Source organism: Rheinheimera sp. D18, from assembly GCF_004345025.1.
In the GTDB taxonomy this organism is placed as follows: domain Bacteria; phylum Pseudomonadota; class Gammaproteobacteria; order Enterobacterales; family Alteromonadaceae; genus Alishewanella; species Alishewanella metallidurans.
This window is the reverse complement of record NZ_CP037745.1, coordinates 1,215,952-1,241,481: the sequence shown is the minus strand read 5'-3', so window position 1 is coordinate 1,241,481 and position 25,530 is coordinate 1,215,952. Positions and strand designations below refer to the sequence as shown.

The 25,530-nt window shown below is 44.8% G+C and carries 18 protein-coding genes and 2 pseudogenes; 8 read left to right on the top strand and 12 right to left on the bottom strand.

The window, feature by feature from the left end:
- Nucleotides 1-23 precede the first annotated feature (23 nt).
- The 5 genes from E0Z06_RS05940 to E0Z06_RS05920 form a co-directional block, all read right to left on the bottom strand.
- Entirely contained in the window at nucleotides 24-629 is a 606-nt protein-coding gene (locus E0Z06_RS05940; RefSeq protein ID WP_132582805.1) for a HutD family protein, read from the bottom strand.
- Nucleotides 630-694: 65 nt separating this feature from the next.
- Complete coding sequence (locus tag E0Z06_RS05935; protein WP_132582803.1) at nucleotides 695-1,171, bottom strand: NYN domain-containing protein; 477 nt, start codon at nucleotides 1,169-1,171, stop codon at nucleotides 695-697.
- 101 nt (nucleotides 1,172-1,272) lie between these two features.
- Nucleotides 1,273-2,217, bottom strand: a complete 945-nt coding sequence (gene secF / locus E0Z06_RS05930) for a protein translocase subunit SecF (RefSeq protein ID WP_132582801.1) — start codon at nucleotides 2,215-2,217, stop codon at nucleotides 1,273-1,275.
- Nucleotides 2,218-2,228: 11 nt separating this feature from the next.
- Nucleotides 2,229-4,082: a protein translocase subunit SecD gene (secD, locus tag E0Z06_RS05925; protein WP_132582800.1), complete on the bottom strand. Its 1,854-nt coding sequence runs from the start codon at nucleotides 4,080-4,082 to the stop codon at nucleotides 2,229-2,231.
- Between the two features lie 81 nt (nucleotides 4,083-4,163).
- Entirely contained in the window at nucleotides 4,164-4,577 is a 414-nt protein-coding gene (locus tag E0Z06_RS05920; RefSeq protein WP_132582799.1) for a hypothetical protein, read from the bottom strand.
- Nucleotides 4,578-4,653: 76 nt separating this feature from the next.
- Here E0Z06_RS05920 and E0Z06_RS05915 point away from each other — a divergent pair, with 76 nt between their 5' ends.
- Nucleotides 4,654-5,301, top strand: a complete 648-nt coding sequence (locus tag E0Z06_RS05915) for an energy-coupling factor ABC transporter permease (RefSeq protein ID WP_132582798.1) — start codon at nucleotides 4,654-4,656, stop codon at nucleotides 5,299-5,301.
- 79 nt (nucleotides 5,302-5,380) lie between these two features.
- On the opposite strand, the gene E0Z06_RS05910 is transcribed toward E0Z06_RS05915, so the two are convergent.
- From E0Z06_RS05910 to E0Z06_RS05895, 4 genes are all read right to left on the bottom strand, one after another.
- Nucleotides 5,381-7,063 (bottom strand): Zn-dependent hydrolase, encoded by a 1,683-nt coding sequence (locus E0Z06_RS05910; protein WP_132582796.1) that lies wholly within the window; start codon nucleotides 7,061-7,063, stop codon nucleotides 5,381-5,383.
- A gap of 138 nt (nucleotides 7,064-7,201) precedes the next feature.
- Nucleotides 7,202-10,255, bottom strand: coding sequence for an efflux RND transporter permease subunit (locus E0Z06_RS05905; RefSeq protein ID WP_132582794.1), 3,054 nt, complete (start codon nucleotides 10,253-10,255; stop codon nucleotides 7,202-7,204).
- Entirely contained in the window at nucleotides 10,252-13,521 is a 3,270-nt protein-coding gene (locus E0Z06_RS05900) for an efflux RND transporter permease subunit (protein WP_132582792.1), read from the bottom strand. Before E0Z06_RS05900 ends, E0Z06_RS05905 begins: the two co-directional genes overlap by 4 nt.
- 15 nt (nucleotides 13,522-13,536) lie before the next feature.
- On the bottom strand, nucleotides 13,537-14,610 hold the full coding sequence (locus tag E0Z06_RS05895) for an efflux RND transporter periplasmic adaptor subunit (protein WP_132582790.1): 1,074 nt from the start codon (nucleotides 14,608-14,610) through the stop codon (nucleotides 13,537-13,539).
- 305 nt (nucleotides 14,611-14,915) lie between these two features.
- On the opposite strand from E0Z06_RS05895, the gene E0Z06_RS05890 reads away from it, so the two are divergent.
- Nucleotides 14,916-16,385, top strand: a complete 1,470-nt coding sequence (locus E0Z06_RS05890) for an outer membrane protein transport protein (protein WP_132582788.1) — start codon at nucleotides 14,916-14,918, stop codon at nucleotides 16,383-16,385.
- Nucleotides 16,386-16,464: 79 nt separating this feature from the next.
- Here E0Z06_RS05890 and E0Z06_RS15565 read toward each other — a convergent pair whose 3' ends face one another.
- Together E0Z06_RS15565 and E0Z06_RS05885 are read right to left on the bottom strand one after the other, a co-directional pair.
- Nucleotides 16,465-16,623: a hypothetical protein gene (locus tag E0Z06_RS15565; protein WP_165907375.1), complete on the bottom strand. Its 159-nt coding sequence runs from the start codon at nucleotides 16,621-16,623 to the stop codon at nucleotides 16,465-16,467.
- Between the two features lie 4 nt (nucleotides 16,624-16,627).
- Nucleotides 16,628-17,812, bottom strand: coding sequence for an IS4-like element ISEc29 family transposase (locus E0Z06_RS05885; protein ID WP_002001451.1), 1,185 nt, complete (start codon nucleotides 17,810-17,812; stop codon nucleotides 16,628-16,630).
- 107 nt (nucleotides 17,813-17,919) lie between these two features.
- On the opposite strand from E0Z06_RS05885, the pseudogene E0Z06_RS05880 reads away from it, so the two are divergent.
- Both E0Z06_RS05880 and E0Z06_RS05875 read left to right on the top strand, forming a co-directional pair.
- Nucleotides 17,920-18,249: pseudogene (locus tag E0Z06_RS05880) on the top strand (integrase core domain-containing protein); the annotation flags it as partial.
- 43 nt (nucleotides 18,250-18,292) lie between these two features.
- Complete coding sequence (locus E0Z06_RS05875; RefSeq protein WP_243695569.1) at nucleotides 18,293-18,454, top strand: hypothetical protein; 162 nt, start codon at nucleotides 18,293-18,295, stop codon at nucleotides 18,452-18,454.
- A gap of 120 nt (nucleotides 18,455-18,574) precedes the next feature.
- Here E0Z06_RS05875 and E0Z06_RS05870 read toward each other — a convergent pair whose 3' ends face one another.
- Nucleotides 18,575-19,117 (bottom strand): TetR family transcriptional regulator, encoded by a 543-nt coding sequence (locus E0Z06_RS05870; RefSeq protein WP_132582786.1) that lies wholly within the window; start codon nucleotides 19,115-19,117, stop codon nucleotides 18,575-18,577.
- 136 nt (nucleotides 19,118-19,253) lie between these two features.
- Between E0Z06_RS05870 and E0Z06_RS05865 the strand changes: the two genes are divergently transcribed.
- From E0Z06_RS05865 to E0Z06_RS05845, 4 genes and pseudogenes are all read left to right on the top strand, one after another.
- Nucleotides 19,254-20,393 (top strand): efflux RND transporter periplasmic adaptor subunit, encoded by a 1,140-nt coding sequence (locus tag E0Z06_RS05865; RefSeq protein ID WP_125891654.1) that lies wholly within the window; start codon nucleotides 19,254-19,256, stop codon nucleotides 20,391-20,393.
- A 28-nt stretch (nucleotides 20,394-20,421) separates the two neighbouring features.
- Nucleotides 20,422-23,559, top strand: a complete 3,138-nt coding sequence (locus E0Z06_RS05860; RefSeq protein WP_132582784.1) for an efflux RND transporter permease subunit — start codon at nucleotides 20,422-20,424, stop codon at nucleotides 23,557-23,559.
- A complete protein-coding gene (locus tag E0Z06_RS05855; RefSeq protein WP_170919401.1) occupies nucleotides 23,559-24,974 on the top strand; it encodes an efflux transporter outer membrane subunit in 1,416 nt (471 codons plus the stop codon). The genes E0Z06_RS05860 and E0Z06_RS05855 overlap by 1 nt, the downstream gene beginning before the upstream one ends.
- Before the next feature lie 326 nt (nucleotides 24,975-25,300).
- Nucleotides 25,301-25,519: pseudogene (locus tag E0Z06_RS05845) on the top strand (transposase); the annotation flags it as partial.
- Nucleotides 25,520-25,530: the final 11 nt, after the last annotated feature.

Here is a 25,530-nt window from a genome sequence, read left to right as displayed (position 1 = left end):
AACAATGGACATAAATTAAGCACCTAAGGATAACGAGGGCGCGTAGTGTACAAGGAGTGTGAGGGAAAGGCGATATCAATCACTTGTGCGGCGTTACTGCTAATTAGCCGCAGGTTTACGCTTTCATTATTAAGCCAAAGCGTATGCTCTGTATCTAGCGGTATACGCCTTGCCCCCAACAGCGCCGTAACCGTGCCGCTGGCAACATAAACAAGCCGGTTTGCATATAACGGTAACGGTTGTGCCACGCTGCCAATAGTCAGTACCCGCAGTTCTGCCTGCACAGCGTTGCGCCGGGTCATTAAATTAAAATCGCGCACTGGGCCTTGTAATAGGCGGCAATCAATTGCTGTTTCACCGGCAAAAGAAAACGGTTGCAGCGGTGTGTTTATTCGCTGAGGGTTATTGCCTACACCATGCAAACAAAACCCCGCGCCACTAAGCAGTAGGATAATACGGTCAATGTTATTAAAGCGCGAAAATGGGCCATCGCTGGCCACTTCAGCGATAGATAGGCGCCACAACAAGCCTTGGGCGTCGTCTTGTCGGCACAACTGATGAGTTATGCCGCCGCCATTTTGCCAAGGTTGCGTTTGCCACTGTGCTGGCGTAATCAGGTCTATGCTCATTCGCTGTTACTTGCCGTTTAGCGCGTTGTTTAAAGCGCGTATTAGTAAAGTTAATGAGGCCAATATCAGGTTAGCAGCAAGGACTCATTAATGGGTATAAAGCGCGTAGCCGATTTTACCAGCGCTTGTGCGGTTAGGCCTTCAACGCCATATACTTCAACTTCGGTGTTATATTTATTGCATAATTTTTGCGCCAGCAAATCAAAGTCACCATCACCGGATGCCAACACTAAAATATCGCTATGCTGGCCGTATTCAATCGCATCTAGCGTTATGCCAACATCCCAATCACCTTTTGCACTGCCATCACTGCGCTGAATAAACGGTTTTAATTTCACCTCAAAACCGATAGCCCGCAGAATATTTTGAAATTGCCGCTGTTTTTCATCACCGCGATCAATAGCATAAGCGATGGCTTTAACCACAGTACGATCGGCAGTTACCTGACGCCAAAAGGCGTTGTAATCAAAATTACGCTTAAAACCTTCACGGCTGGTGTAATAAATATTCTGCACATCGACCAAAATAGTAACAGTACTCACGGCAAACCTTAATAAGATAAAACAGTACGGTAACTGTCGACCAAGAAAAATGCCAGCCGTTATTTATTGCGCGCTGGCATAAGTGAGCTAATGTTATCGCATTACAATACGGCACCGTCTGATTTAACGTCTTCGATTACCGTTGCCGGCAGCATATCATCGCGGCTAATACCCAAAATAGCGGCAATTGCGCTAGCAATATAAATGGATGAATACGTGCCTACTATGACGCCAAATAATAAGGCTGTGGCAAAACCATGTATTAGCGCCCCGCCCATATAAAACAATACCACTAACACCAAAATAGTGGTTAAGGATGTAATAACAGTACGGTTTAGCGTTGAGGTAATGGCCACATTAATAATTTCAGTGGTGCTGGTATCGCGTAGTTTACGAAAGTTTTCACGAATACGGTCAAACACCACTATAGTGTCGTTAATAGAGTAGCCAATTAATGCCAGTATCGCGGCTAGCACAGTAAGATCAAACTCTATTTGCAGTACTGAGAACAAACCCACGGTTAAAATAACATCGTGTCCCAGCGCCACCACCGCACCTACTGATAATCGCCATTCAAAACGCATAGCAACGTAGGCCAAAATACCTAACAACGACACCAACATCGCCATGCCACCATCTTGTTTTAACTCTTCACCTACACTTGGGCCAACAAATTCGGCGCGGCGCATGGTTACGGGCTCGGCGTGTTGTGCACTAATCGCAGTTAATACGACTTCACCCACTTTAGTTTGATCAATATCGGCACGCAACGGAATGCGAATTAACACATCGCGGCTAGTACCAAATAACTGTACTACCGCATCATCAAAACCGGCTTTACTTAACGTTTGTCGCACGGCCGATAAATCGGCTGCCTGGGTGAAACCCAGCTCAACCACAGTACCGCCGGTAAAATCTAAGCCCCAGTTAATGCCTTTAATTGCTACCGACACTAGCGATAGCACAACTAATAACCCTGACAAACCAACGGCTAACCATTTTATCCGCATAAAATTAAGTGGTTGAGAAAACTGAAATATTTGCATAGCTTAACTCCTCACACGGGTAGTGACTGCAAACGGCGGCCACCCCAAATTAAATTAACCAGTAAGCGCGAGCCTACCACTGCGGTAAAAATCGACGTGATAATGCCGATGGCTAAGGTAACGGCAAACCCTTTTACCGGCCCAGTACCAACGGCAAACAAAATAAGTGCAACGAGTAAGGTGGTTATATTTGAGTCGGTGATGGTGGCAAAAGCGCGGTCATAACCAAAATGTATGGCTTGCTGCGCTGAACGTCCGTCGGCTAACTCTTCTCTGATACGCTCAAAAATGAGTACGTTGGCATCTACCGCCATACCTACAGTTAGCACTATGCCGGCCATACCGGGCAAGGTAAGCGTTGCGCCGGGTATCATCGACATAACGCCAACAATAAGTACTAAGTTAGCCACTAGCGCTATGTTGGCTACCATGCCAAACGCTTTGTAGTACACCAGCATAAACACCAGCACAGCGGCCATGCCCCAGATAATAGCGCTAACGCCTAGGGTAATATTTTCCATACCTAAACTTGGGCCTATGGTGCGCTCTTCAATAATTTGCACCGGTGCAATTAACGCACCAGCACGCAATAAGGTGGCAAGGTTTTGTGCTTCGCCCGGCGAGCTTAAACCCGAGATAACAAAGTCGCGCCCCAAACGCATTTGAATGGTGGCGTCATTGATCACCTCTTGCTGTTTAACCAGTATGGGGGTGCCATTTTCAGCGACTTTAGTACCGGGCTTATATTCAATAAATACCGATGCCATGCGCCGACCAACAGCGTTTTTGCTGCTGGCAAACAGCATGTCGCCGCCTTTAGTATCAAGCTTAATATTTACCTGTGGCCGGCCATACTCGTCGTAACTACTATTAGCGCCGGTAATATGCTCGCCGCTTAGCATAATGCGTTTTTCCAGCAACAACGGGCGGCCATCTCGAGTAACATATAACTCGGCATTTGCTGGCACGTGCCCCGCCTGTGCTGCTGCTATATCACCTTGTTCATCCACTAAACGAAACTCTAATGAGGCGGTAGCACCAAGAATTTCTTTTGCTTTAGCCGTGTCTTGCACCCCCGGAAGCTGCACTACTATACGATCGGCACCTTGACGCTGCACTAAGGGTTCAGCGACACCAATTTCGTTAACTCTGTTACGAATAATGGTAATGTTTTGCTCAAGTGCATATTCACGTATTTGCTTTAATTGCAGTTCACTTAAGCTAACTTGCAACACTTGAGCATCGCTTTTTGCGCTAATAAGTAAATTACGATCATACTTTTTCAGTATTGCCTGTGCTGCCGCCAAATCATCGTTACTTCGTAAATTTATCCCTATTTGTGCACCCGCCAAATCTAATTGCACACTACGATAACGTATGGCATTTTCTCTTAGCTCACTGCGCAGGGTTTGGGCTAAATCGGTTAGGTTTTTATCAATAGCCGCTTTCATATCTACGGCTAACAAAAAATGCACGCCGCCGCGCAAATCTAAGCCCAATGTCATAGGGCTAGCACCAATAGCTGTTAACCAAGCCGGCGTTGTCGGCGCTAAATCAAGCGCGGTAATATAATTATCGCCTAAAAACTGGCTGGCTAATTCACGGGCTTTTAACTGATCATCAGTACTGTTAAAGCGTACTAACAGCCGGCCCTCATTTAAGGCTAACGCCTTAACGTCAATATTTTCTTTCGTAAACTGCTCAGACAGTGACGTAGTCGTTTCAGTACTAATAACGCCACCTCGGCTCGCACTGATATTTAACGCCGGATCTTCCGGATATAAATTAGGTAAGGCATACAAGAACGCAAGCAACAACACGCCAAGCACGACGACATAGCGCCATACAGGGTTTTTATTTAACATATTAGGTATTCCCACAATCCCGCGCAGCATAGCCGCGTCGGTTTAGCAAAAAATTGAGCTTATAAGCTCAAACGCATAAATTTATAGTGAGAAAAAAGCGGGTGGCGCGCGTACGCGGTAGTGACTAAATACAGGGAAATTACTTACTACACGGCTATAGGCAATAACATTGCAGCTAACCCGTTTAAGTACATTAGGAATTAGGGTGCTGGGAAGCGCTGGAGGGTCATCATCATTATTTTGTGTGTTATCAACAGCATGCGCCGGCAAACCTGGCAATAACGCTTGTAGCTGAGTGTCGGCTAACGGTGATAAGCGAACATCGTGCACAGCAAAAGATTGCGGAGTACACAATAAACCTATGTAAAATAGAATGGCAAAAAAACTAAGCCAACGCATAACACCCCAAAACACTATTGCTCCGGCAAAATATAATTGCCGCAAGCCAATATAGTGAGCGCCAACAATGAGAAATACAAGCTGTTGCTGCGACAAATTTAATTTAGTCCAATGACGACATCGCTAGAAGACGCTATAATGCTGCCATCTTGTTACTACGAGAACCCATCGCATGACCAGCTGGCAAATTGCCGGTGCGTTAATCGCATTAGCGTTACTGTTATACTATTTTCCGCGCGAATTTTTACCTAAATTACTCTCAGAACCTGACTATCAACATTTAGTTTTTGCCTCTGCTGTCGCCTTAAGTTTATTTTGGAATGTGCAGGCAGGTATTAAAGATGGCCTTAATTTGCACTTTTTATTAGTCACTACCTTGGTGCTTTGCCATGGCTGGCGTATTGCTTGCTGGATTTGTATATTGCCCACTATTCTATTAATTGTGTTTGCAAAATTACCTTGGCAAGATGCTGGGCTATTTTCCTTGTGCACCTTTATTTTACCCAGCTTATTTAGCTATACCTTATTTTTGGCAAGCTATAGGTATTTAACGCGGCATCTTTTTGTCTATATTTTTGTAGCCGGTTTTATTTGTGCCGCGTTAACCATAACACTGCATATCAGTTTAACTGCACTCTGGTTTGGCTTAGAAGGTCGTTTTGATTGGCGCACTATTTATAACGATTATTGGCAGCTGTCGTTACTTATTTGGTTTCCAGAAGCCTTATTAAATGGCAGTGCTATTACACTAATGGCGGTTTACCGCCCCCATTGGTTACGCACCTTTTATGATCGAGAATATTTAGCACCCGATAAGTAAACTGTTAAATTTAAGCTTAAATAGTAAACGCAAAAATAGGCGCTATAAAAGCGCCTTTTTTATTTTCAGCTTTATAAAATTAATTAAGGCCTAACACTTTCTTGCCTTGATTAAACACCACATCAACCGGAATATCAGCAGCGGCTAAGCGGGCCAAATCGGCAGCTAGTTGCGCTTTAATAATGCCTTTATCCGCAACTAATGCGCTAACACCTGCGTAATTACCATCACCCTGTAAGGTAAGAATAAGCTCAGATAACGAGGTCATCGCCTGCTGCATTTTTTCATAATCTACTTTGTATGTGCCGTCATCATTACGCACAAAAGCCCCCTGCTCGGCAAAATAGTTAAAGCGGATCATATTAGCAGTACCGTGCGCACTGGATGCACCAAAGCGTACCGAGCGAAAAATACCGGCCATAAATGTGGTGTAGTAATCTTCGAGTACGCCCTCGTCTAACATACCTTGCTGCATCAGCTGAGTAATCATATAGAGGCCAAGAATATCGGCTTTACCCTCTTCCAATGCCGAGGCATACTCTTTTAACGCTTGGCGTACCGTGCCGTTGCCATTAATGGTGTTTTTAATGCCTAAACCATGGGCCACTTCATGGAACATTGTATTATTAAAAAACGCATTAAAAGTGACATGCTTGCGTTGCTCTGGCGTAATCAGCAAATTCGCAATCGGTTGCATAATGTGCTCAAACTTAGCTTGCATGGCATTTTTCAGCTGTAAGCGGCGCGTGCCTTTTTCTAGCTGCACTTGCTCGTCATTGGGTAAGTTTATCGCAATAGTTTTTGAGCCCGCATTAGAATGGCCAGCATAATACACCACGTCATAGGCATTTAAGTCGGCATCGCCGCCAGGTGTTTCGGTTTTATAAGCATCAGCTACGGGTAAACCTACTTGTAGAGCTGGCAAGGTAGCAGCATATTTAGCCAGCTTTTCACTCCAGCTTAAATCTTTAATCAGCACATAGGCTTCAAACGCTGCGCGATAACCAAATAGCTGGTCTTCATAGGTTTCTATTGGGCCAAGTACCAGCTCAATAGGGTTATTTTTCATTGCCATCCAGGCAAAGTCTGATTGCTGGTAATTATCGGTCAACAGCGCTTGAGCGCGTAACTGCAAATAATTAGCAAATTCTTTATCCTCAGACAGTAACGACGCTTCTGTTAGTAGCTTGGCTGTCGCTTCCAGCTCAGTTTTGTATATTACTGAATAAGGTACACTGACTAACTCGCCGCTGCTATTACGTTGAATAACAGAATATAAACCGGTTTTATCGGCAAGCTCAGCACCTTCAAATTCAGCTTTAGTCATATCAGCAGGATAAAACTGAGCACCAGCAGGCTTTTCGGCATAACCAGTTAAAAATGCTTCATCGCCTTTTAATCTGTCCCAAGGTCCATAGTTAATATCGGCAAATTGACGTACCTTGCCCTCGGGTAACTTTGCCAAAAACTCGGCTTTATTTTCACCAAACGCTTGGCGCCAAAATAAATCATCCATTACTTTGCTGGCATCAATAAGCTTACCTAGCATTTGACGTTGCTTAACATTTAATCCTGATAAATCGGCAGTTAAATCAACGTTATAATAAATATCTAAACGCTTATTGAATTCAGGCAGTAATGCGGCTGTCGTTGCAGTGTCGCTAGACTGAGTGGCGGCATTAGTTGAGGCTTTATCCGCTGGCGAACACGCAGTTAATGCACCGCTAATCGCAAGCGCTAACCACAAGGCGTTATATCGCATAAGTGTTTCCTGTTGTTTTTAGTAAAATCAACTATAGGGTAGGTAAAGCGCCCTATTGTTGCAACAGTTAATCATGGATCAGCGCCATAAAAAAAGCGAAGCTGCTGCTTCGCTTTTTACACTAAGTACAGGTTAAACCTAAGCCCAAATTTTATCGGCCCATCGTTTAGTATTCGCTTTCCAGTTAGCCCAGCGATACGTCATATTAACGAGCCCCCAATAAGTAAGTGGCACTAAAACTAAGCTGGTTAAAGTAGAAAATAGCAGACCGCCAATAATAGCTATCGCCATTGGCGCATAGCTTGGGCCGTCGCCACCTAATTGGGTTCCACCTAATGCCAGCGGCACTAGGCCTAATATCGTCGTAGCTACCGTCATTAATATCGGCCGCAAACGCGATTCACTGGCGTGAAGAATTAACTCTTTTAATGGTGCGTTGGGCGCGTCATTTCGCTCCTGATTAATACGGTCGACTAATACTATGCCGTTATTAACTACGATACCCATTAGTACCAACATGCCAATCATGCCCATAATGCCAATAGTGGTGCCGGTAAACATAAAGGTCCAAAACACGCCAACCATTGAAAATAGTAATGAACCTATCACTGCTGTAGGCAATAACAATGACTCAAATAACGCAGCCATCACCAGATAAATCATCGCCACTGCAAGTAGCATGTTTACGACCATTACCTGTTGTGATTCATCTTGGCTTTGAAAGCTGCCTTGAAATGACCAGCGAAAACCCGGCGGTAAGGCTAGTTGATCCATCACTTTTTTAATATCTTCACGCGCCTTATCAATGTTGTAATCTTTAGCTAAATTCATCCGAATGGCGATACCGGTTTGTCGATCAAACCGGCTGATCCTATCTAAGCGTGGCGCGGCTTTTAGGTCAGCTAATTGCTGCAAGCTAATAACGACGCCATCTTTAGTTAAAACAGGTAATGCCGACAATTCCGCTAAAGAGTGACTTACTCGTTCATCATAAAGTACTCGCATTAACAGCTCACCTTGTTCAATAGTTCTAAAGGTGCGTAAGTTAGTACCGCGCAGTGCCAGTGCCACTGCATTAGCAACTTGTTGCGCATTTAAACCATGGCGCTGCAGTTGCTCTAATTTAAGGGTTATTTGAATTTCTTGTTGGCCACGGGCAATATCTGAGCTGACATCCTCAAGCCCTTTCATATTCGCTAATATGGGTTCAATATCACCGGCAAGTTGCATTAGAATTTCAGTCGAGTTACCCAGCAAGTGTACCTGCAAGCCGCCATCACTGCCCCAGCCAAACGAGGGCTTAGAACGCACTAAGGTTGGCCAATCTTTGCGAATGGCTTTTTTTAATTCGATAAGCGGCTGGCTTAGCTGTGGTTTTAGAATTAACGTTGAGCTCGCATTACCAGCACTGTAATAACTATACACCGACTCAATATCAAATTTGTCTTTGTTAGCATACAGGTACTGCTCCATCGTATTCACTTCGGCTTCAACTTCAGCCAACGCATAATTACCTTGTACGTTGTAATTGAGGAAAATACGGTTTTGATCATCATTATTTTCTTCGCCGCCAGATACCGCGCCAATAGGAATAACAATGCTGCACAGCAAGACAATAGAAATAAAGGTAGACCAGCGCGGGTGCGCCATCGTCCAACCTAAGACTTTGCGATAAATAACATCAGATACACCGGGCTTAGGCTCTTGTAACACTTGCACTTTTAATATGGTAGTTAATAGCGGAATTAACGTTAACGCCATTAATAAGCTAATGGCTAAACATAAACAAATGGCAATGGCCACATGCTCAAGGAAGATAGTTAGCATCATTTTTTGGCCAACGATATTGGGTAAAAACACAATAACGGTAGTTACAGTGCCGGCCACGACCGCCAAACTAACGCGGCGCACGCCTCGGGCGGTTGCCGCTTTAACATCGCCATCCAGTGCTCGTTCACGAAAAATGCTTTCTGTAACCACCACGGCGTTATCTACCAACATGCCGATAGCTAACATTAGCCCCATCATGCTAAGAATATTTAGGCTGTAACCCATAAAATACATGATACCAAGGGCAATACTGATCGAAACTGGCACCGCAAGCACCACCACTAAGGTAGTGCCTATGTGCCGTAAAAATAAATACAGCACGGCAAAAGATAACAGTGCACCAACACTGCCGGCACTTAATAGATCAGCCAACGATGTGGTTACGCCTTTGGCGGTATCATCCATAATAAATAAACTAATGCCATTAAACGCAGGGTCTTTTCGCACGTTATCAACCACGGCTAATGCTGCGCGCGACACTTCAACTAGGTTAGCGCCTGACTCTTTAAATACATTCATGCCAACCGCATAGCTTTGATCTAAATGCCGGCCATCTTCACGCTTAGGCAACTCAAGCTGCACTGTGGCCACCTCTCGTAAACTTAAGCCCGGGCGCAGTGGCAGTGCCGCTATTTCTTCTAACGAGCGGTATTCACCTACCGGTTTAACCAAAATACTATTATGGCTATTGCGAAGTTCACCGGCCGTCATGGCGAAGTTGTTTTGTCGTAACGTATTAACAATAGCGGCAGCATCAATGTTTAACGCTCGCATCTTATCGGGGTTAAGCCGAATAATAACTTGACGCTTTTCTACGCCATACAGCTCAACCTTTGATACGCCGGGCACACGCTCTAGCTGTCGTTTTATTTGCCTTTCAAGCAGATCGTAAGCCATTGCCAAATCGCGCTCACTAGAAATACGCAACTGAAAGATCGGCATATCATTAGTATTAAACTGAAATACCAATACCCGCTCAACATCTTTGGGTAATAAATGACGAATGCTATCGAGCCGTTCACGTACTTCAATGCTTTTACTATTGATATTTTCTTCCCATTTAAATTCTAACGACACCTCTGCGCTGTTTTCGTTAGACCAAGAGCGCATTTGTTTCACGCCGGTTACCGTTGCCAGTGCTTCTTCAAGTGGCCGCGTGATCAATCGCTCAATTTCGTTTGGGGTTGCATTGTTATACGGCACGTTAATAAAAATTTGCGGGATATCAATACCCGGAAACCGCTCTAACAACAGCATCCGGCTAGCAATAATGCCAAATACCAACATGGATAAAAACAACATGCAAATGGTTACTGGGCGGTTTAAAGCAAAGCGAGTTAAGCCAAGCGGTTGCTGGTTCATAGCCTTGTCTCCACAGCGCTGGCGCTATTATTCACAGCCACTTGTGCATGATCTCGGCTAAACAATGCATACAACACAGGAATAAATAATAAGGTAAGCATGGTGGCTAAAGCCAAACCAAAAATAACCGTAATTGCCATAGGCGCACGAATTTCGCTGCCGTCGCCACCACCAATTGCCATAGGTAACAAGCCTAATATGGTGGTTAGTGTAGTCATTAATACTGGCCGTAACCGGCTAGTACCCGCATCTAATATTGCCTGCTGTATGCCCAAACCTTCTGCTCGCAACTGGTTAATGCGGTCAATCAATACAATGGCATTATTTACCACTATGCCGGCCAGCATAATTAAACCAATAAAAACAATGACAGATAAACGGGTATTGGTTAACCACAACCCCAGTATTGCGCCGGCGCCAGCTAATGGCACCGTAAAAAGAATAAGTAATGGCTGTAGCAGGTTTTCAAACTGCGATGCCATAACTAAATACACCAAGAATACCGCTAATAGTAGCGCCATTGTTAGCGAGGTATAGGCCCGTTCCATCTCTTCGCTTTGGCCCATTACTGCTGCAGTTACGCCATAGGGCAAACGCTGAGCCGCTAATACGGCAGTGGCGGCTTGAGTAGCTTGCTCTAAATCGCCAAACGCGAGGTTGGCGCTAACAACAGCAACCCGCTGCTGACCAATACGGGTGATTTCGCTTGGTCCAGTTTCACGTTTAATTTGCGCCACCGCAGAAAGCGGTAACGGCTTGCTGCTGCCCGGGTTAATAATCAGCTGCGCTAGCTGTTGCTCGGACTGGCGATACTCTTCGGATAAACGTACGCGAATATCAACTTTACGATCATTGACCGAATACTGGCCGGCGAGTTCGCCACCAATATAAGCCGCTACCCGTTTGGCGACATCGTGAGATGTCATACCGAGTTGCGATAACAAGGCATGATTAAAGTACAGCGTAATTTCAGGCTGGCCTTGACGTAAGCTGGTTTTTACATCAGTAAAACGCGCATCCGCCTCTAGCGCTATCACTAAACTATCTGCCGCGGTTTTTAGCTGTGTTAATTCATACCCAGACAGCTCTATTTCTAACGGTGTACTAAAGCTGAACAGCTGTGGCCGATCAATTTTCACCATAATGTCAGGTTGTCGAGCTAAATAGTCACGTAAATGAGCAATAACCTGTTGTTCTTGTTCTTTGCTAGTACCACTGTTGAGTACAACATTTAACCTACCCCAATGGCTACCGCCCACACTTGGATCAACCGTCATTTGCGAACCTGTACCCGCTTGCGCATAACTACGTTTAACCGCAGCTTGCTCACCCGCAATAGCGGCAAGGTTAACCAATACCTTGTCGGTTTGTTCAATGGCGCTACCGACCGGCAATTGCACTTCGACAAAGAACTCACCTTGGCTCATAGCAGGAATAACGTCGGCGCCTAATCGAGGTAGCAAGGTATAACATCCGCCAGCAACCAATAAGGTCAGAGCGATAGTTAAGCCTTTTAACCCTAATGCCGCTTGCAGTGCGCGCCGATAGTTTTTTTCTAGCAAAACTAAAAACCACTGCACTAGCGATAGCAAAGGTTTAAAAATAAAGGCTAATGAACGGCTAATCAGGCGAAAACCTAGCGTGAATAAGGTAGCAATAAGCATAAATAAACCGCTAAGGGCACGGCCTACTATTCGCAACGGCCAGGTTGGCCAATAATACCAACGACGCACCAATACCTTATCCGGTTCAGCCGCTACTAACTTCGGCTCGGCTTTAACGCTGCGTTCACGGGCTGCCATCGTAGGGATAAGCGTTAGCGCAACCACTAAAGATGCGAGTAACGCAAAAGTAACCGTTAGTGCTTGATCACGAAACAACTGGCCGGCAATGCCTTCAATAAAGACTAAGGGGAAAAATACCGCAACAGTAGTTAATGTTGACGCGGTAATCGCCATGGCAACTTCACTGGTGCCAATTTTAGCCGCACTAAATGCGTCCTTGCCTAGCTCTTTATGTCGTGCAATGTTTTCTAGTACCACAATGGCATTATCAACCAGTAAGCCCACCGCTAATGCAATACCGCCTAAGCTCATCATGTTTAGCGTTATGCCCTGGCCATACATCAAATTAAAGGTCGCTATAACCGATAACGGGATAGATATTGAAATAATGATTGTTGCCCAGACATTACGTAAAAATAGATATAACACCAGCATGGCAAGCAAACCACCAACAACCGCCGACGACTTTACTTCATCTATAGCTTGCTTAATAAATTCAGACTGATCATAAACCAACGTTAGCTTATAGCCAGCCGGTAAGGTTTTCTCTAATTTTGGTAGTTGAGCAAGTAGGGTTTTAGCCACTTGCACCGTGTTAGCATCGCCCTCTTTATAAATCGCCACCTCGATGGCTTCTTTACCGTCAACATAGGTAATACTTTGTCGATCGACAAAGCTATCTTTAACTTGGGCAATATCTTTTAAGCGTATTTGGCTGCCTGCCACTTCAGCAATATACAAATTTTCAATTTGTTTTAAGTCGGCAAATTGATTAATGGTTCGGACTAAATAATCATAGCTTGGCGTTTCTAAACGGCCGCCGGCTTGGTTTAGGTTTTCTTCGCGTAAGCGCGAACTGATTTGGCTAATATCAAGCTGTAATTGGCTCAACTTCTGCGGGTCGACCAAAATTTGAATTTCTTGGCTTAAACCGCCATCAGGCCGCACCGCTGCAACGCCCGACACCGACTCCAGTGCGCGACGTAAATCCTCTTCGGCAAAGGTGCGTAAGCTTACTAACTGTGCGGGGCTTATGGCGTTACCGGCATTATCACGGCTTAACGCAAAGCGAATAATAGGATCTAAATTAGGGTTAAAACGCAGTAATAACGGCTTTTCTATTTCTAGCGGTAAGAATAAAACATCTAGCTTTTCGCGCACATCTAGCGCGGCAACATCCATATTGGTGCCCCAATCAAACTCCATGACCACATCAGAGCGACCAGAGCGCGACACCGACTGTACTTTACGCACGCCTTTAACTATGCCGACGGCCTCTTCTATAGGTTTACTCACCAACTGCTCTACTTCAGCCGGTGCAGCGCCGACAAATTCAGTGCGTACGGTTAATGACGGATACGATAAGTCGGGTAATAAATTTACCGCTAAACGCCCAGCGGCAACTAAACCAAACAGCAAAATGCCTAGCGTAAACATCCAAATAGCAACAGGACGGTTTACCGCGGTATCAACTAACTTCATAGCATCATCCTTGAACTATTCGAATTGTTTAACGCTAACCACATTAACCAAAGCATCGTCTTTAAGCGCAGACTGCCCAGCAATAACCACTTTGTCACCCAGTGCCAAACCGGACAATATTTCTACTGTGTTGTCAGACTGATACCCCAAGCTTACCGATTTACGGCTAACCTTATTTTCAGCGTTAACCACAAATACGGTTGGGCTATTATCGGTCGTCATTAAGGCACGTTTGGGTAGTAATAATGCATCGGCTTTAACATCAAACTGTAACTGCACCTGAGCAAACATACCGGGCTTTAATAATTGCTGTTCGTTAGCCACTCTTAAAACCGCGCGCACAGTGCCTGAAGCCGCATCAACTACTGGCGAAATACGCACTAACTCGGCGTTAACGGGTAACATACCGGCAAATTCTAATAACGCATTTTGGCCAATACGCGCTTGGGCTAGCTGCTGCTCTGGCAAATGCACTACCGCCTCTAATTGCTGATTAGAGACAATATGGAATAATGATTGGGTTGCGTATTGATTAACCAATTGCCCTAGTTTGGCGTAACGACGCGATATTACGCCGCTAATTGGCGCACGAACCTCAGTTTCTTTTAACGCGAGTTCAGCTAAGTTAACCGAGGCTTGCATTGCATCAAACTGCCATTGCAACTTTTCAAATACGTCGCTACTGATCAACTTACGTTCGTGCATCTCTTTGGTTCGGGTTAACTCGCTAGCCAAACGGTTCAACTCGGCTTTTTCTTTATTCAAGCTATATTGCTGACGTTCATTGTCTAGCTGTGCCAATAATTGTCCAGCGCTAACCGCATCGCCCTCTTCAACCAAAATATGTTGCACTATACCCGTTGCTTTACTAATAACCTCAGCCTCACCGCGGGCTTCAAGTGTTGCCGTAGTGCGATAACTACTGCTAATTTCGCCATGACGGGTTAATACCGCTTCAACGGGAATCGTCAGTATCACATCTGCGGTGCTACTGGCCGTTGAGCTATTCGCGCCATTACACGCAGTTAGAACAAAGCAACTGAAAATAGCGGCGAGCGCGGTAAGTTTAAAATGGTTTGGCGTTTTCATGGTCCATCCTTCGGAAAACATAATACTGAATAAGTTACCACCAATAATGCAGAGCGTGTGCCAGCTTGTGTAACAACTTATTTCAGTTGTTTTTCAATAAGATAGAACGCTTAAATACTAACAAATTAAATTGGATTAAAAATGAGTGGCCTAAACCACGAATTTTTAGTCAGATGCACGATAGTTAACTATAGTAATTTTGTTAATTTAACGACCAAGCAACAATTATTTACGAATTAGAGTATGTACTCCATGGTATGACCTCTTTATACTGCAGGTTTTTACGTTCAACAGGGTATGTATATATGATTAGAAAAACCGCCATCTCAATTGGCGTATGTTCTGTGTTATTTAGTCTGTCGGCGCAGGCTGAAGGCTACAAGCTATTTGAACAGTCTGTCAGTAGTATGGGTAATGCTTATGCTGGCCGTGGTGCGCAAATTACCGATGCTAGCTTAGTGTATTCGAACCCAGCTGCCCTAACACGGCTTTCTGGTCGTCAACTCAGTGGCGGTCTTAATTTTATTACGGCAAAAACACATTACAGCAATGCCCAAGCGCAAAGTGCTAATGGTCAGCCAGTACTTGGCCGTAGCGAAGGAAGTAATAGCCTTAACGAATTAGTGCCCTATGTATTTTATAGTGATACTTTTTCTGAAACCTTAAGTTGGGGTATTGGGCTTTATGTACCCTATGGCTTGTCATCTGACTATGACGACGACTTTGTTGGCCGATACTTTGCTGATGAAACGTCAATACAAGTGCTTAGTTTACAACCCAGTATTGGTTATAAGCTAAATGAGCAATGGTCAGTGGGTATGGGTATTTCAATTAACCGCGCGACCGGTACCCTATCTAAAGCGAAAGATCATAGCGGCCTGTGTGAGCTAGGTGAACAAACCATTAATGCTATGTTCGGTGCACCGGTATATAACGAGGCCTACTGCAATAGCCACTACGAAGTGGAAGGTGACGATGTTACATTTGGTTACACTCTAGGTATTCATGGTGAGCCTGTGGTTGGTACTCGTTTAGCACTAACCTACCATTCGGCACTTCACTTTACCTTAACGGGTGATTCAACCATTACCAACACACCTATTACTAGCGCCAATGTTGTTGGCAACCCAAACTATATGGTGACTAAACCTCACTTACCGGCAATTGATTTAAAAACCGGTAAACTTGCAGCACAAAGCTTACTTACTGAAGCAAGCAAACTTGCATTAACCACGCCTGCGACACTGGCATTTAGCCTAGACCAGCAACTTAGCAAAGCGTTGTCTGTGCAATTTAGCGCAGCATGGACCCAGTGGAGCAAGTTTCAAAGCATCGATATCCTCAGCACCGATGCTCAACCTAGTATTTCATTAAATACCCAGCAAGAGGCTAATCTGAACAACCCAGGTCAAATTGGTTATATTCCTGAATATTGGACGAATAGCTGGTCATTTGCCCTTGGCGCTAGTTATGCATTGCAAAGCGACCTAACGTTAAAAGCCGGTGTTGCTTATGATGAAAACCCGATTAAATCAGAACGTAAAACCGCACGTATTCCAACCGATAATCGGGTTTGGTTATCAGTAGGTGCGAACTGGCAGCTGGCGGATAATTTAAGTGTAGATTTGGCTTACGGCTATTTATTTACTGGCGATGTGCAGGTAAATGAACATGAATACAATCAGCAAGATGAACGCTTATATAACAGCGGTTATCAAGGTGATTACAGCAACAAAGGCCAATTATTTGCCTTGGGCGCTAACTACAGCTTTTAATTAAGCGACGCGGATAACCGCATAAGTGCTGATAACAAAAAAGGCGATCTTAAGATCGCCTTTTTTATTTTAGCCCAAGCTAGTGCACTAGTTTTAACTGATAACCCGATGGCGCTGCGTTATTTTTCTCTGCTAGCAAGCTGTAATGCTTACCCAGTTCTAACATTATACTCTCGGTTTTATCTAATAAGGTTGTACTACCATTTTCCTGAGGGATCCCCACAAAATTTCCATTCATACAATCAGCTATCAGCCTGTTTGATTACTGCCCAGTCCCACTGAACCACCCACTGTAGTATTTGTTTAAGTCCCTGCTGATAATATTGCCTGCGTATTCGCTGTTTGGGTTCTTTGCAAAGTAATATCCCAAGGAAATTCAGGGCCAATACCCGCCTATTTTTAACGGTGTTAGCTTGATAACGCAGGTGCAAACCCGCTTTCTCCGCTGCGCTACCTAGCAGGTAATGAAACCAATTAACCAATGCGGCCAGTAGTAGCAGTATCTCTAAGCGAGATTTCTTCTTGGTACCATGCAAATCGCTACCCAGGCCATAGCGGTGACTTTTCTGATCACGGAAGCTTTCTTCAATTTGCATTCGGCTACTGTAGCACTTAGCAATTTTATCCGCATACCCATGGCAGTCAGCTAAGGATGACACCAACAACCATGGTTCCTTATACGTCTTATTTTTATCGCGTTTCAATAGCTTATAACCTTTGCCAACCAGGACGGCCTGCGTTTCATAGTGTTGTGTTTGGGCAAGCATGATTTTTCCTACACTTTTTGGATCCTTCTTCGCTTGCCGATAAAGCTGATTAACACTGATAAACTTGTCCTGCTCTGCCAATTTAAGCTTCACATTGCCTCGAACTCTAGCTACATAATGCCATCCCAGCTTACGCACTTGTTTCAGCCATGGAACTTTAAACCCCGCGTCAGTGACAATTACGGGCTTACAGTCCTTGGGTAGCATGGCTTTAAGCTGCTTTAAAAACGCCCCGTGTAGGTGTGGGCAGGTATAATCTTCTGCGGCGGCAATCTTCTGTAGCAGAGTCAACGCTCTACCGTCAGCGGCAATGCTGGCACGCAGGATAAAGTGTCGCTTGGCAGTATCGGCATTGCTCCAGTCAACCAAAATCATCGGCTTAGTTTTATGGCCAACAATAGAAGCCGTCAGCGCAGCATAAATCAATGGCAGCTCTCGTTGCAGGTTAGGATTATTGAGTAGACGATCTGCCCGTTTGATACTGACCTTATCTGAAGAGCCAGGCATCGCCCGGCCAATCGCAGTAACGGTGCAACACGCATCCTTTGCCAGGGCGGTTACCGCATCTAGCAAAACCGAAAATCGGGCTTTATGCATTGATTTTGGCGTGACAAAGGTGAGGAAATCAGCGAGCATAGCTTTTACATTCATGGTGAGCATCCGCGGTGTGGGAGTTTTGGCGAATGATCAGATCAGGAACCGCCATGAATGTTCCCCAATCAACTAACATTTTATTTTAACTACAGAATTTCTGGGGATACCTCAGCAAATTCAGACCAAATAAACCTGCTTCACCTCACCTAAATGGCAAAGTAGAGCGCTCACAGAAAACTGATAAAACAGAGTTTTATGCAACGGTAGACTTAGCATCAGACGATTTAGATAGCCTGCTTGCTGAATGGCAGCATTACTACAACTGGGAGAGGCCTCATAGCGCACACCATGGAAAAACACCCATGGAACGATACTTCGAAATGGCTGAACAAACGCCTTATTCTGAAGAGGTTCAGGAGCTTTATGAGCCAGCAAAAGAACCCCTACAAGAACAAAACTACAGGCTTGAATTAGAGCTGAGAAGATTGAAACGATCTCTATGAATCACACATCTTGCGGCCAATTTTGATGCAGGGCAGTTCGCAAATGAGTACCTTGCTGATATTTTTATCACTGTTGGGTGGTTTGCAACTCTTTGGTTTAATTGGTTTGATTTATGGGCCAATTATTTTTGCGTTAACCATGGTGCTGTTACGGCTTTATACTATTGAGTTTAAAGATTTTCTGGAACGCCAAGACAATAGCTAACAATAAGATTGTTGTACTTTAGCGCTTCGCCCTGCCCATATCGGTATACAGTGGAGATATTCAAACGTTATATTACGAATATCTCCACTGTTACGGTTCATCACAAAAGATAAACAGCTCCTAGTTTCCTTTGGCGCCATGTAAAAAAAATCGCGTAAGTAACTTAACTGATTCGGCATTAGCCAAACGGCCGCGTCGCTCAGCATCTGCAGTGCTATAAATCAAAGACACAAAATATTCTGTTAGTGCGGCAGCATTAATATCAATACGAAACAAGCCCACTTGTTGCCCCGCTAAAAAGTAGCGATCAATCGCATTACTATAATGTGCCCATAGGGTATTTTCTACTGTACAAACTTCGGCTGTGTAATTAAACATTTGATAAATCAATACTTCCCGATGTTCAAGATGCATATTGATAAGTGATGATAACGAGGCATCTGTAGGTTCGACACTCTTAGCTGAAATGGTATCAGCGATATGATTAAGTACTGCTGTGCCGTACTCGTTAATTTTCTCAACTATCGATTCTCTTGAACCAAAGGTACGATGTAAGGTGGCACGACTCACACCAATGGCTTCCGCTAAATCTTTAACCGTTGCGCGTGGTTGCTCTACCATGGCCTTTGCTAGCTTTCTTAATAAGTTATCGTCTAGTTGCATGATAACCCCACAATTAGTAATTCTATTGCGATAGTTTGCGCTTAATTCATCAAAGTGTCAAATGAGACGATATTGTCTCATTTGATTTTAGGGTGTATAATAGCCGCGTTTTGTACTTTAACTTGTAAGGTGAATCATGAATAAGCCGTTTACTCGCCGCAGCATTACCGCTGTTGTGCTTTTGTCCAGTGCTTTGTCACTTGTGGGATGCTCCGACTCAACACCAGCGGTACCACAAGAGGCAGGGGCACTTCCGGTAACCACACTTAGCGTTAGGGCTGAAAAGTTAGTGCTGATTAGTGATCTGCCAGGCCGGGTAGAGCCGATGCGAGTTGCACAAGTGCGCGCACGTGTTGCCGGTATTATCTTACAGCGGCATTTTACAGAAGGTGCGGATGTCGCTGCGGGCGATGTATTATTTCAAATTGATCCAGCACCGTTAAAAGCGGCCTTAACACGGGCCGAAGGCGAACAAGCAAAAGCGGATGCAGAGTTGGTAAATGCACGAGCAAAAGTAACACGTTATGAACCGCTTGCCAAAATAGAAGCGATTAGCCAGCAAGATTTAGATACTGCCTTGGCAGAGCTTCGTACAGCGCAAGCTGCTGTTAGTTCGGCAAGAGCAAGTGTTGTTAGTGCCAAACTAGATTTAAGTTATGCCACGGTAACCGCTCCAATTTCTGGGCGAATTGGCCGGGCATTAACAACCGAAGGCGCGTTAGTTGGGCAGGGCGAAGCAACATTGCTAACTACCATACAACAACTTAACCCAGTGTATGTCGATTTTACCCAGCCGGTGGCAAAAGCACTGGAATTACAGCAGTTGCTGAAAAGCGGCCAACTTGCTGATAGCCAAGATAAAAAACTAACCGCAACCATCGAAGGTACGCGTTATGAAGCAAAAGGCGATTTGCTTTTTAGCGATATTGCCGTTGAACGCAGCACCGGACAGATCACCTTGCGCGGTGAGTTTGATAATACTGAGAATATGCTGTTACCGGGTATGTACGTAAGAGTAAAAGCACCACAAGCTCAGATAGCGGATGCCATCTTGATCCCGCAACGCGCCGTGCAGTTTGATGCCAGCGGCAAAAGTAGTGTCTGGGTGGTCGATGCTAATAATACGGTACAACAAGTGGCTGTTGAGCTTGGCATTATGCAAGGAAAAAACTGGCAGGTTACGCAAGGATTAAACGCCGGCGATAAAGTGATTACCGGTGGTATATCAGCCTTAACGCCTGGTAGTGCGGTAGTGGAAACCACAGCGGCCCAGTAATTGATGCTTTAGCAGCAGAGGATACACCATGTCTCAATTTTTTATTAGGCGGCCCAATTTTGCTTGGGTAGTAGCCTTGTTTATCACGTTAGGTGGATTACTGGCTTTGCCAAATTTACCTGTTTCACAATACCCAACGGTGGCGCCACCGCAAGTTACTATTTACGCAACATACCCTGGTGCTTCGGCACAGGTATTAACGGACTCTGTTACCAGTATTATCGAACAAGAACTTAATGGTGCCAAAAACTTACTGTATTTTGAATCATCAAGTAATGCCAACGGCATCGCCGAAATCACGGTTACCTTTGAGCCCGGTACGGACCCAGATTTAGCCCAGGTTGATGTACAAAATCGCCTGAAAAAAGCTGAATCGCGCTTACCACAAGTAGTGCTGGATCTTGGCGTACAGGTTGAACAAGCCAGTTCTGGCTTCTTAATGATTTATTCATTGAGTTATACCGACGGTAATGCGCCAGGTGCCGACATTGTGCAACTTGCTGACTATGCAGTGCGTAATGTTAATAATGAAATTTTGCGTGTACCTGGCGTGGGTAAAATCCAGTTTTTTGCCTCTGAAGCCGCCATGCGAATTTGGGTTGATCCACAAAAGTTACTGGCTTACGACTTATCTATTGCGGATGTTAATAATGCCATTAGTGCACAAAATATTCAGATTGCCGCCGGCAGCTTTGGTAGCAGCCCTTCGTTAAAAGAGCAGGAGCTGGCCATTACTTTACAAGTAAAAGGCTTGATGGAAAACCCAGAAGAGTTTGGCAATATTTTACTACGTTCTACCGCCAATGGCGCCACCGTTAAATTATCTGATGTGGCCAGAATTGAAGTGGGAAATCAAGACTATGGCTTTATGTCCAGGCAAGATGGTAAACCTACCGTTGGTACTGCAATTCAGTTATCGCCGGGGGCTAATGCCATCGCTACGGCGAAAGCCGTTAAAGATCGCTTGCAGGAATTATCGGCATCATTTCCAGATAATGTCGAATATTCTGTACCTTACGATACCTCACGCTTTGTTGATGTGGCCATCAAAAAGGTTATTTATACGTTAGTTGAAGCGATGATCTTAGTGTTTATTGTCATGTATTTGTTTTTACAAAACGTGCGTTACACGTTAATTCCTTCTATCGTTGTACCCGTTTGTTTGATGGGAACCATGGTGTTTATGTATTGGCTGGGGTTCTCAGTTAATATGATGACGATGTTTGGTATGGTACTCGCCATCGGTATTTTGGTGGATGATGCCATCGTTGTGGTAGAAAACGTCGAACGTATTATGGCAGAAGAAGGATTACCGCCATTAGCCGCCACAATAAAAGCGATGCAGCAAGTATCGGGTGCTATTGTCGGTATTACGATGGTACTTACCGCGGTATTTTTACCGCTGGCCTTTATGTCCGGTTCTGTTGGTGTTATTTATCAGCAGTTTTCATTGTCTTTAGCGGTATCTATTTTATTTTCTGGCTTTTTAGCATTAACCTTTACTCCTGCACTATGTGCCACTTTGCTAAAGCCAATTCCCGCCGGACATCATGAGAAAAAGGGCTTTTTTGGTGCTTTTAATCGTGGCTTTAATCGTTTAACCGGCCGTTATGTTAATTTAACGACCAACACAGTCAGTAAAACCGGCCGTTATATGCTGGTTTATACCGCTATCTTGGCATTACTGGCATTTGTATACCTGCGTTTACCCGAGTCTTTTGTACCTGAAGAAGATCAAGGTTTTATGTTCGTTGATATTCAATTACCCGCAGGTGCCAGCCGTGGTAGAACCGATGCTGTTAGCGCAGAACTGGAAAATTTTCTAGCCGAACGAGAAAGTGTTGCATCAACGTTTTTAGTGATGGGCTTTAGCTTTTCTGGTATGGGCGAAAATGCGGCATTAGCATTTCCAACCTTAACGGATTGGTCTGAGCGTGGTAAAGGGCAATCCGCCGCCGATGAAGTGCAAGCCGTTAATGCACATTTCTATGGCCATAACGATGGTGCAGTGATGGCTGTGTCACCACCTCCTATTGAAGGTTTAGGTAATTCCGGCGGTTTTTCATTACGCTTACAAGATCGCGGCGGTGTAGGGCGCGAAGCACTTATTGCAGCCAGAGATCAATTATTAGGGGCCGTATTTCAAAATCCAGCATTTGCCTATGCCTATATGGAAGGTTTGGCGGACGCACCGCAACTAAGTTTACATATCGATCGTGAAAAAGCCAGTGCACTCGGTGTGCGTTTTGATGCCATTAGTAATGCGCTTTCTACATCATTTGGCTCAATGGTGGTAGGCGACTACTCAAACACCGGCAGACAGCAACGTGTTATCGTGCAAGCTGAAGCCAATAGCCGTGCCACAGCTGAAAGCGTACTAGAGCTTTATGTTAGTAATGATCAGGGTGAACAAGTACCTTTTAGCGCTTTTGCCACAACACAGTGGAGCAAAGGCCCAGTGCAATTGTCACGTTATAACGGCTATCCAGCCTTTAAAATTGGTGGCGATGCAGCACCTGGCGTCAGCTCTGGTGATGCTATGGCGGCAATGGAGCAAATAATCAGTACGCTGCCTGAAGGAATAGGTTATGAGTGGACGGCACTGTCTTATCAGGAAAAGTTTGCCAGCGGCCAAGCACCTAAATTATTAGCACTCTCTATTTTAGTTGTGTTTTTATTATTGGTTGCCTTGTACGAAAGTTGGTCTATCCCGTTATCAGTTATGTTGATTGTCCCAATCGGTGCATTAGGTGCAGTGCTTGCCGTACTTGTCGCCAATATGGCCAATGATGTGTACTTTAAGGTTGGTTTAATCACGATTATCGGGCTTTCAGCTAAAAACGCTATCTTAATCGTGGAGTTTGCCAAAGATCTATTGGCACAAGGTTACTCGTTACGCGAAGCCGCTATTGAAGCTGCAAAATTACGTTTCAGACCCATCGTCATGACTTCTGCGGCATTTATTTTAGGCGTAGTACCACTGGCGTTAGCATCTGGTGCGGGTGCAGCAAGTCAGCAGGCGCTTGGAACAGGGGTTATTGGCGGTATGCTTAGTGCTACAGTCCTGGGTGTTATTTTTGCACCAATTTTCTTTGTTGCAGTGCTTGGTCTATTTAACGCCAAAAAAGCCGAGCAAACCACTCAACCTAATAAGGAGGCGCAATAATGATGCTTTATAAAGTCCCATCGTTAATCGCATTATCTGTTGCGCTGGCTGGTTGTTCATTGGCACCTGACTATCAAAAGCCACAGGCGCCAGTTGCGAGTGCATGGCAAAGTGCTGATACCGCTGTAACCGAGCAAGCAGAAGTACACGGCTGGGAAGCCTTTGTTACCGACGCAGCACTACGAGAATTAGTGCAAACGGCCTTGACGAACAACCGCTCATTTCGCCAAACGTTGTTGGATATAGAAAGCGCCAGAGCACAATACCGTATTGTGCAATCTGATCGATTACCACAGCTGCAAGCTACTGGTAGCGGTAATCGGCAGCAAACACCAGCCAGTTTATCTCCAACTGGTGTAGCAGGCGTTAGCAGCAACTACCAGGTTGGGCTGAGTTTGCCGGAGTATGAACTAGATTTGTTTGCTCGGGTAAAAAACCTCTCAGATGCGGCATTAGAGCAATATTTGGCAACAGAGGCGGGGAGTCGGGCTACGCAAATTGCGCTTATCGCTGAGGTTATTCAAGCATTTTTAACCTACGAAAGTACCCAACAACAGGCCGTTTTGGCTAATAGCACCAGTGAAACGCGCGCAAAATCGTTAGAATTGGTGACGCAAAGACGTAGTTTAGGTGACGCATCAGCGCTGGATTATCAAGAGGCTTATAGCTTATTACAACAAGCAAATATTGCCTTGGAACAAGCTAATCGGGCACATCAACAGGCACAGAACGCCTTAGTGTTATTGCTAGGCACATCCAATACTACAACGCTGTTGCAAAGTACATTATTGGCACAGCCTAATGAAAAACGCATTGTGCAGCGTATTGCGGCTGGCACGCCATCGCTTTTAATTGCTCATAGGCCAGATATTTTGGCCAGTGAGCATCGTTTAAAAGCGCGGCATGCCGATATTGGTGCCGCACGCGCTGCTTTTTTCCCGAGAATTTCATTAACAGGCAATTTTGGTACAGCAAGTAATGAAATGTCGGGTTTATTTGAAAGTGGTTCAAAGGCGTGGGCTTTTATGCCACAAATTTCATTACCTATTTTTACTGGTGGCCGCAACCGAGCTAACTTAACACTGGCCGAGGTCAGAAAAGATATCGCAATAGCAGAGTACGAGTACCAAATCCAAAGTGCTTTTCGCGAAGTTGCCGATGCTTTAGTAGCAAGTAGTTCATTGCAACGGGAAGAAAACGCTCAAGCGGAACTGGCGAGTTCAGCCAATAAAACATTGCAATTAGCCGAAGCGCGTTATCGTGCGGGTGTTGATAGCAATCTGCGTTATTTGGATGCACAGCGTCAGCATTTTAGTGCCCAACAAAATCTGATCACGGTAAGTACACAGCATCAACTCGCACTTGTCGATTTATTTCGAGCACTTGGCGGTAACTGGTATACCAAAACGCATTAATTACTGGCTCAATAAAATACTCAGTAAAGTAAAACAGCTCGCTATTACAGTGAGCTGTTTTTTTGTTTGCAGAATATCAGTACAAACTCAACGTGAGCAAGAGCTGCAGCGGCTGCAGGCAGAGCTACGGTTGGCACAGCAAGCTCTGAGTGTTAAACAACAAGAGGTGGTAACGGGATCCTGATTTTTTTTCACAAATCCTAATTTAACATGTTGTTTTTATAAATAAATATTTTTCACGCGTCAATGAACAGCGCCGAAGAATAGAGAGTATAAAAAAATCTGTGTAAGTGGCATTCTATCCATGTATTTGAAAGGAATGAAGAATGCCAGTATCAGACCAGCTTATCGACCAGTTATTAGCTGACTACAAATCCCCGGAAGACCTGCTTGGTGAGCAAGGTATCCTTAAGCAGTTGACCAAAAAGCTTGCCGAACGCGCCCTTGAAGCCGAGATGGAGCAGCATCTAGGTTATGCCAAACATGATGCCGCCGGTAAAAACACCGGTAACTCCCGCAACGGTAAAAGTCGTAAATCAGTGCGCCTGAGGGATCC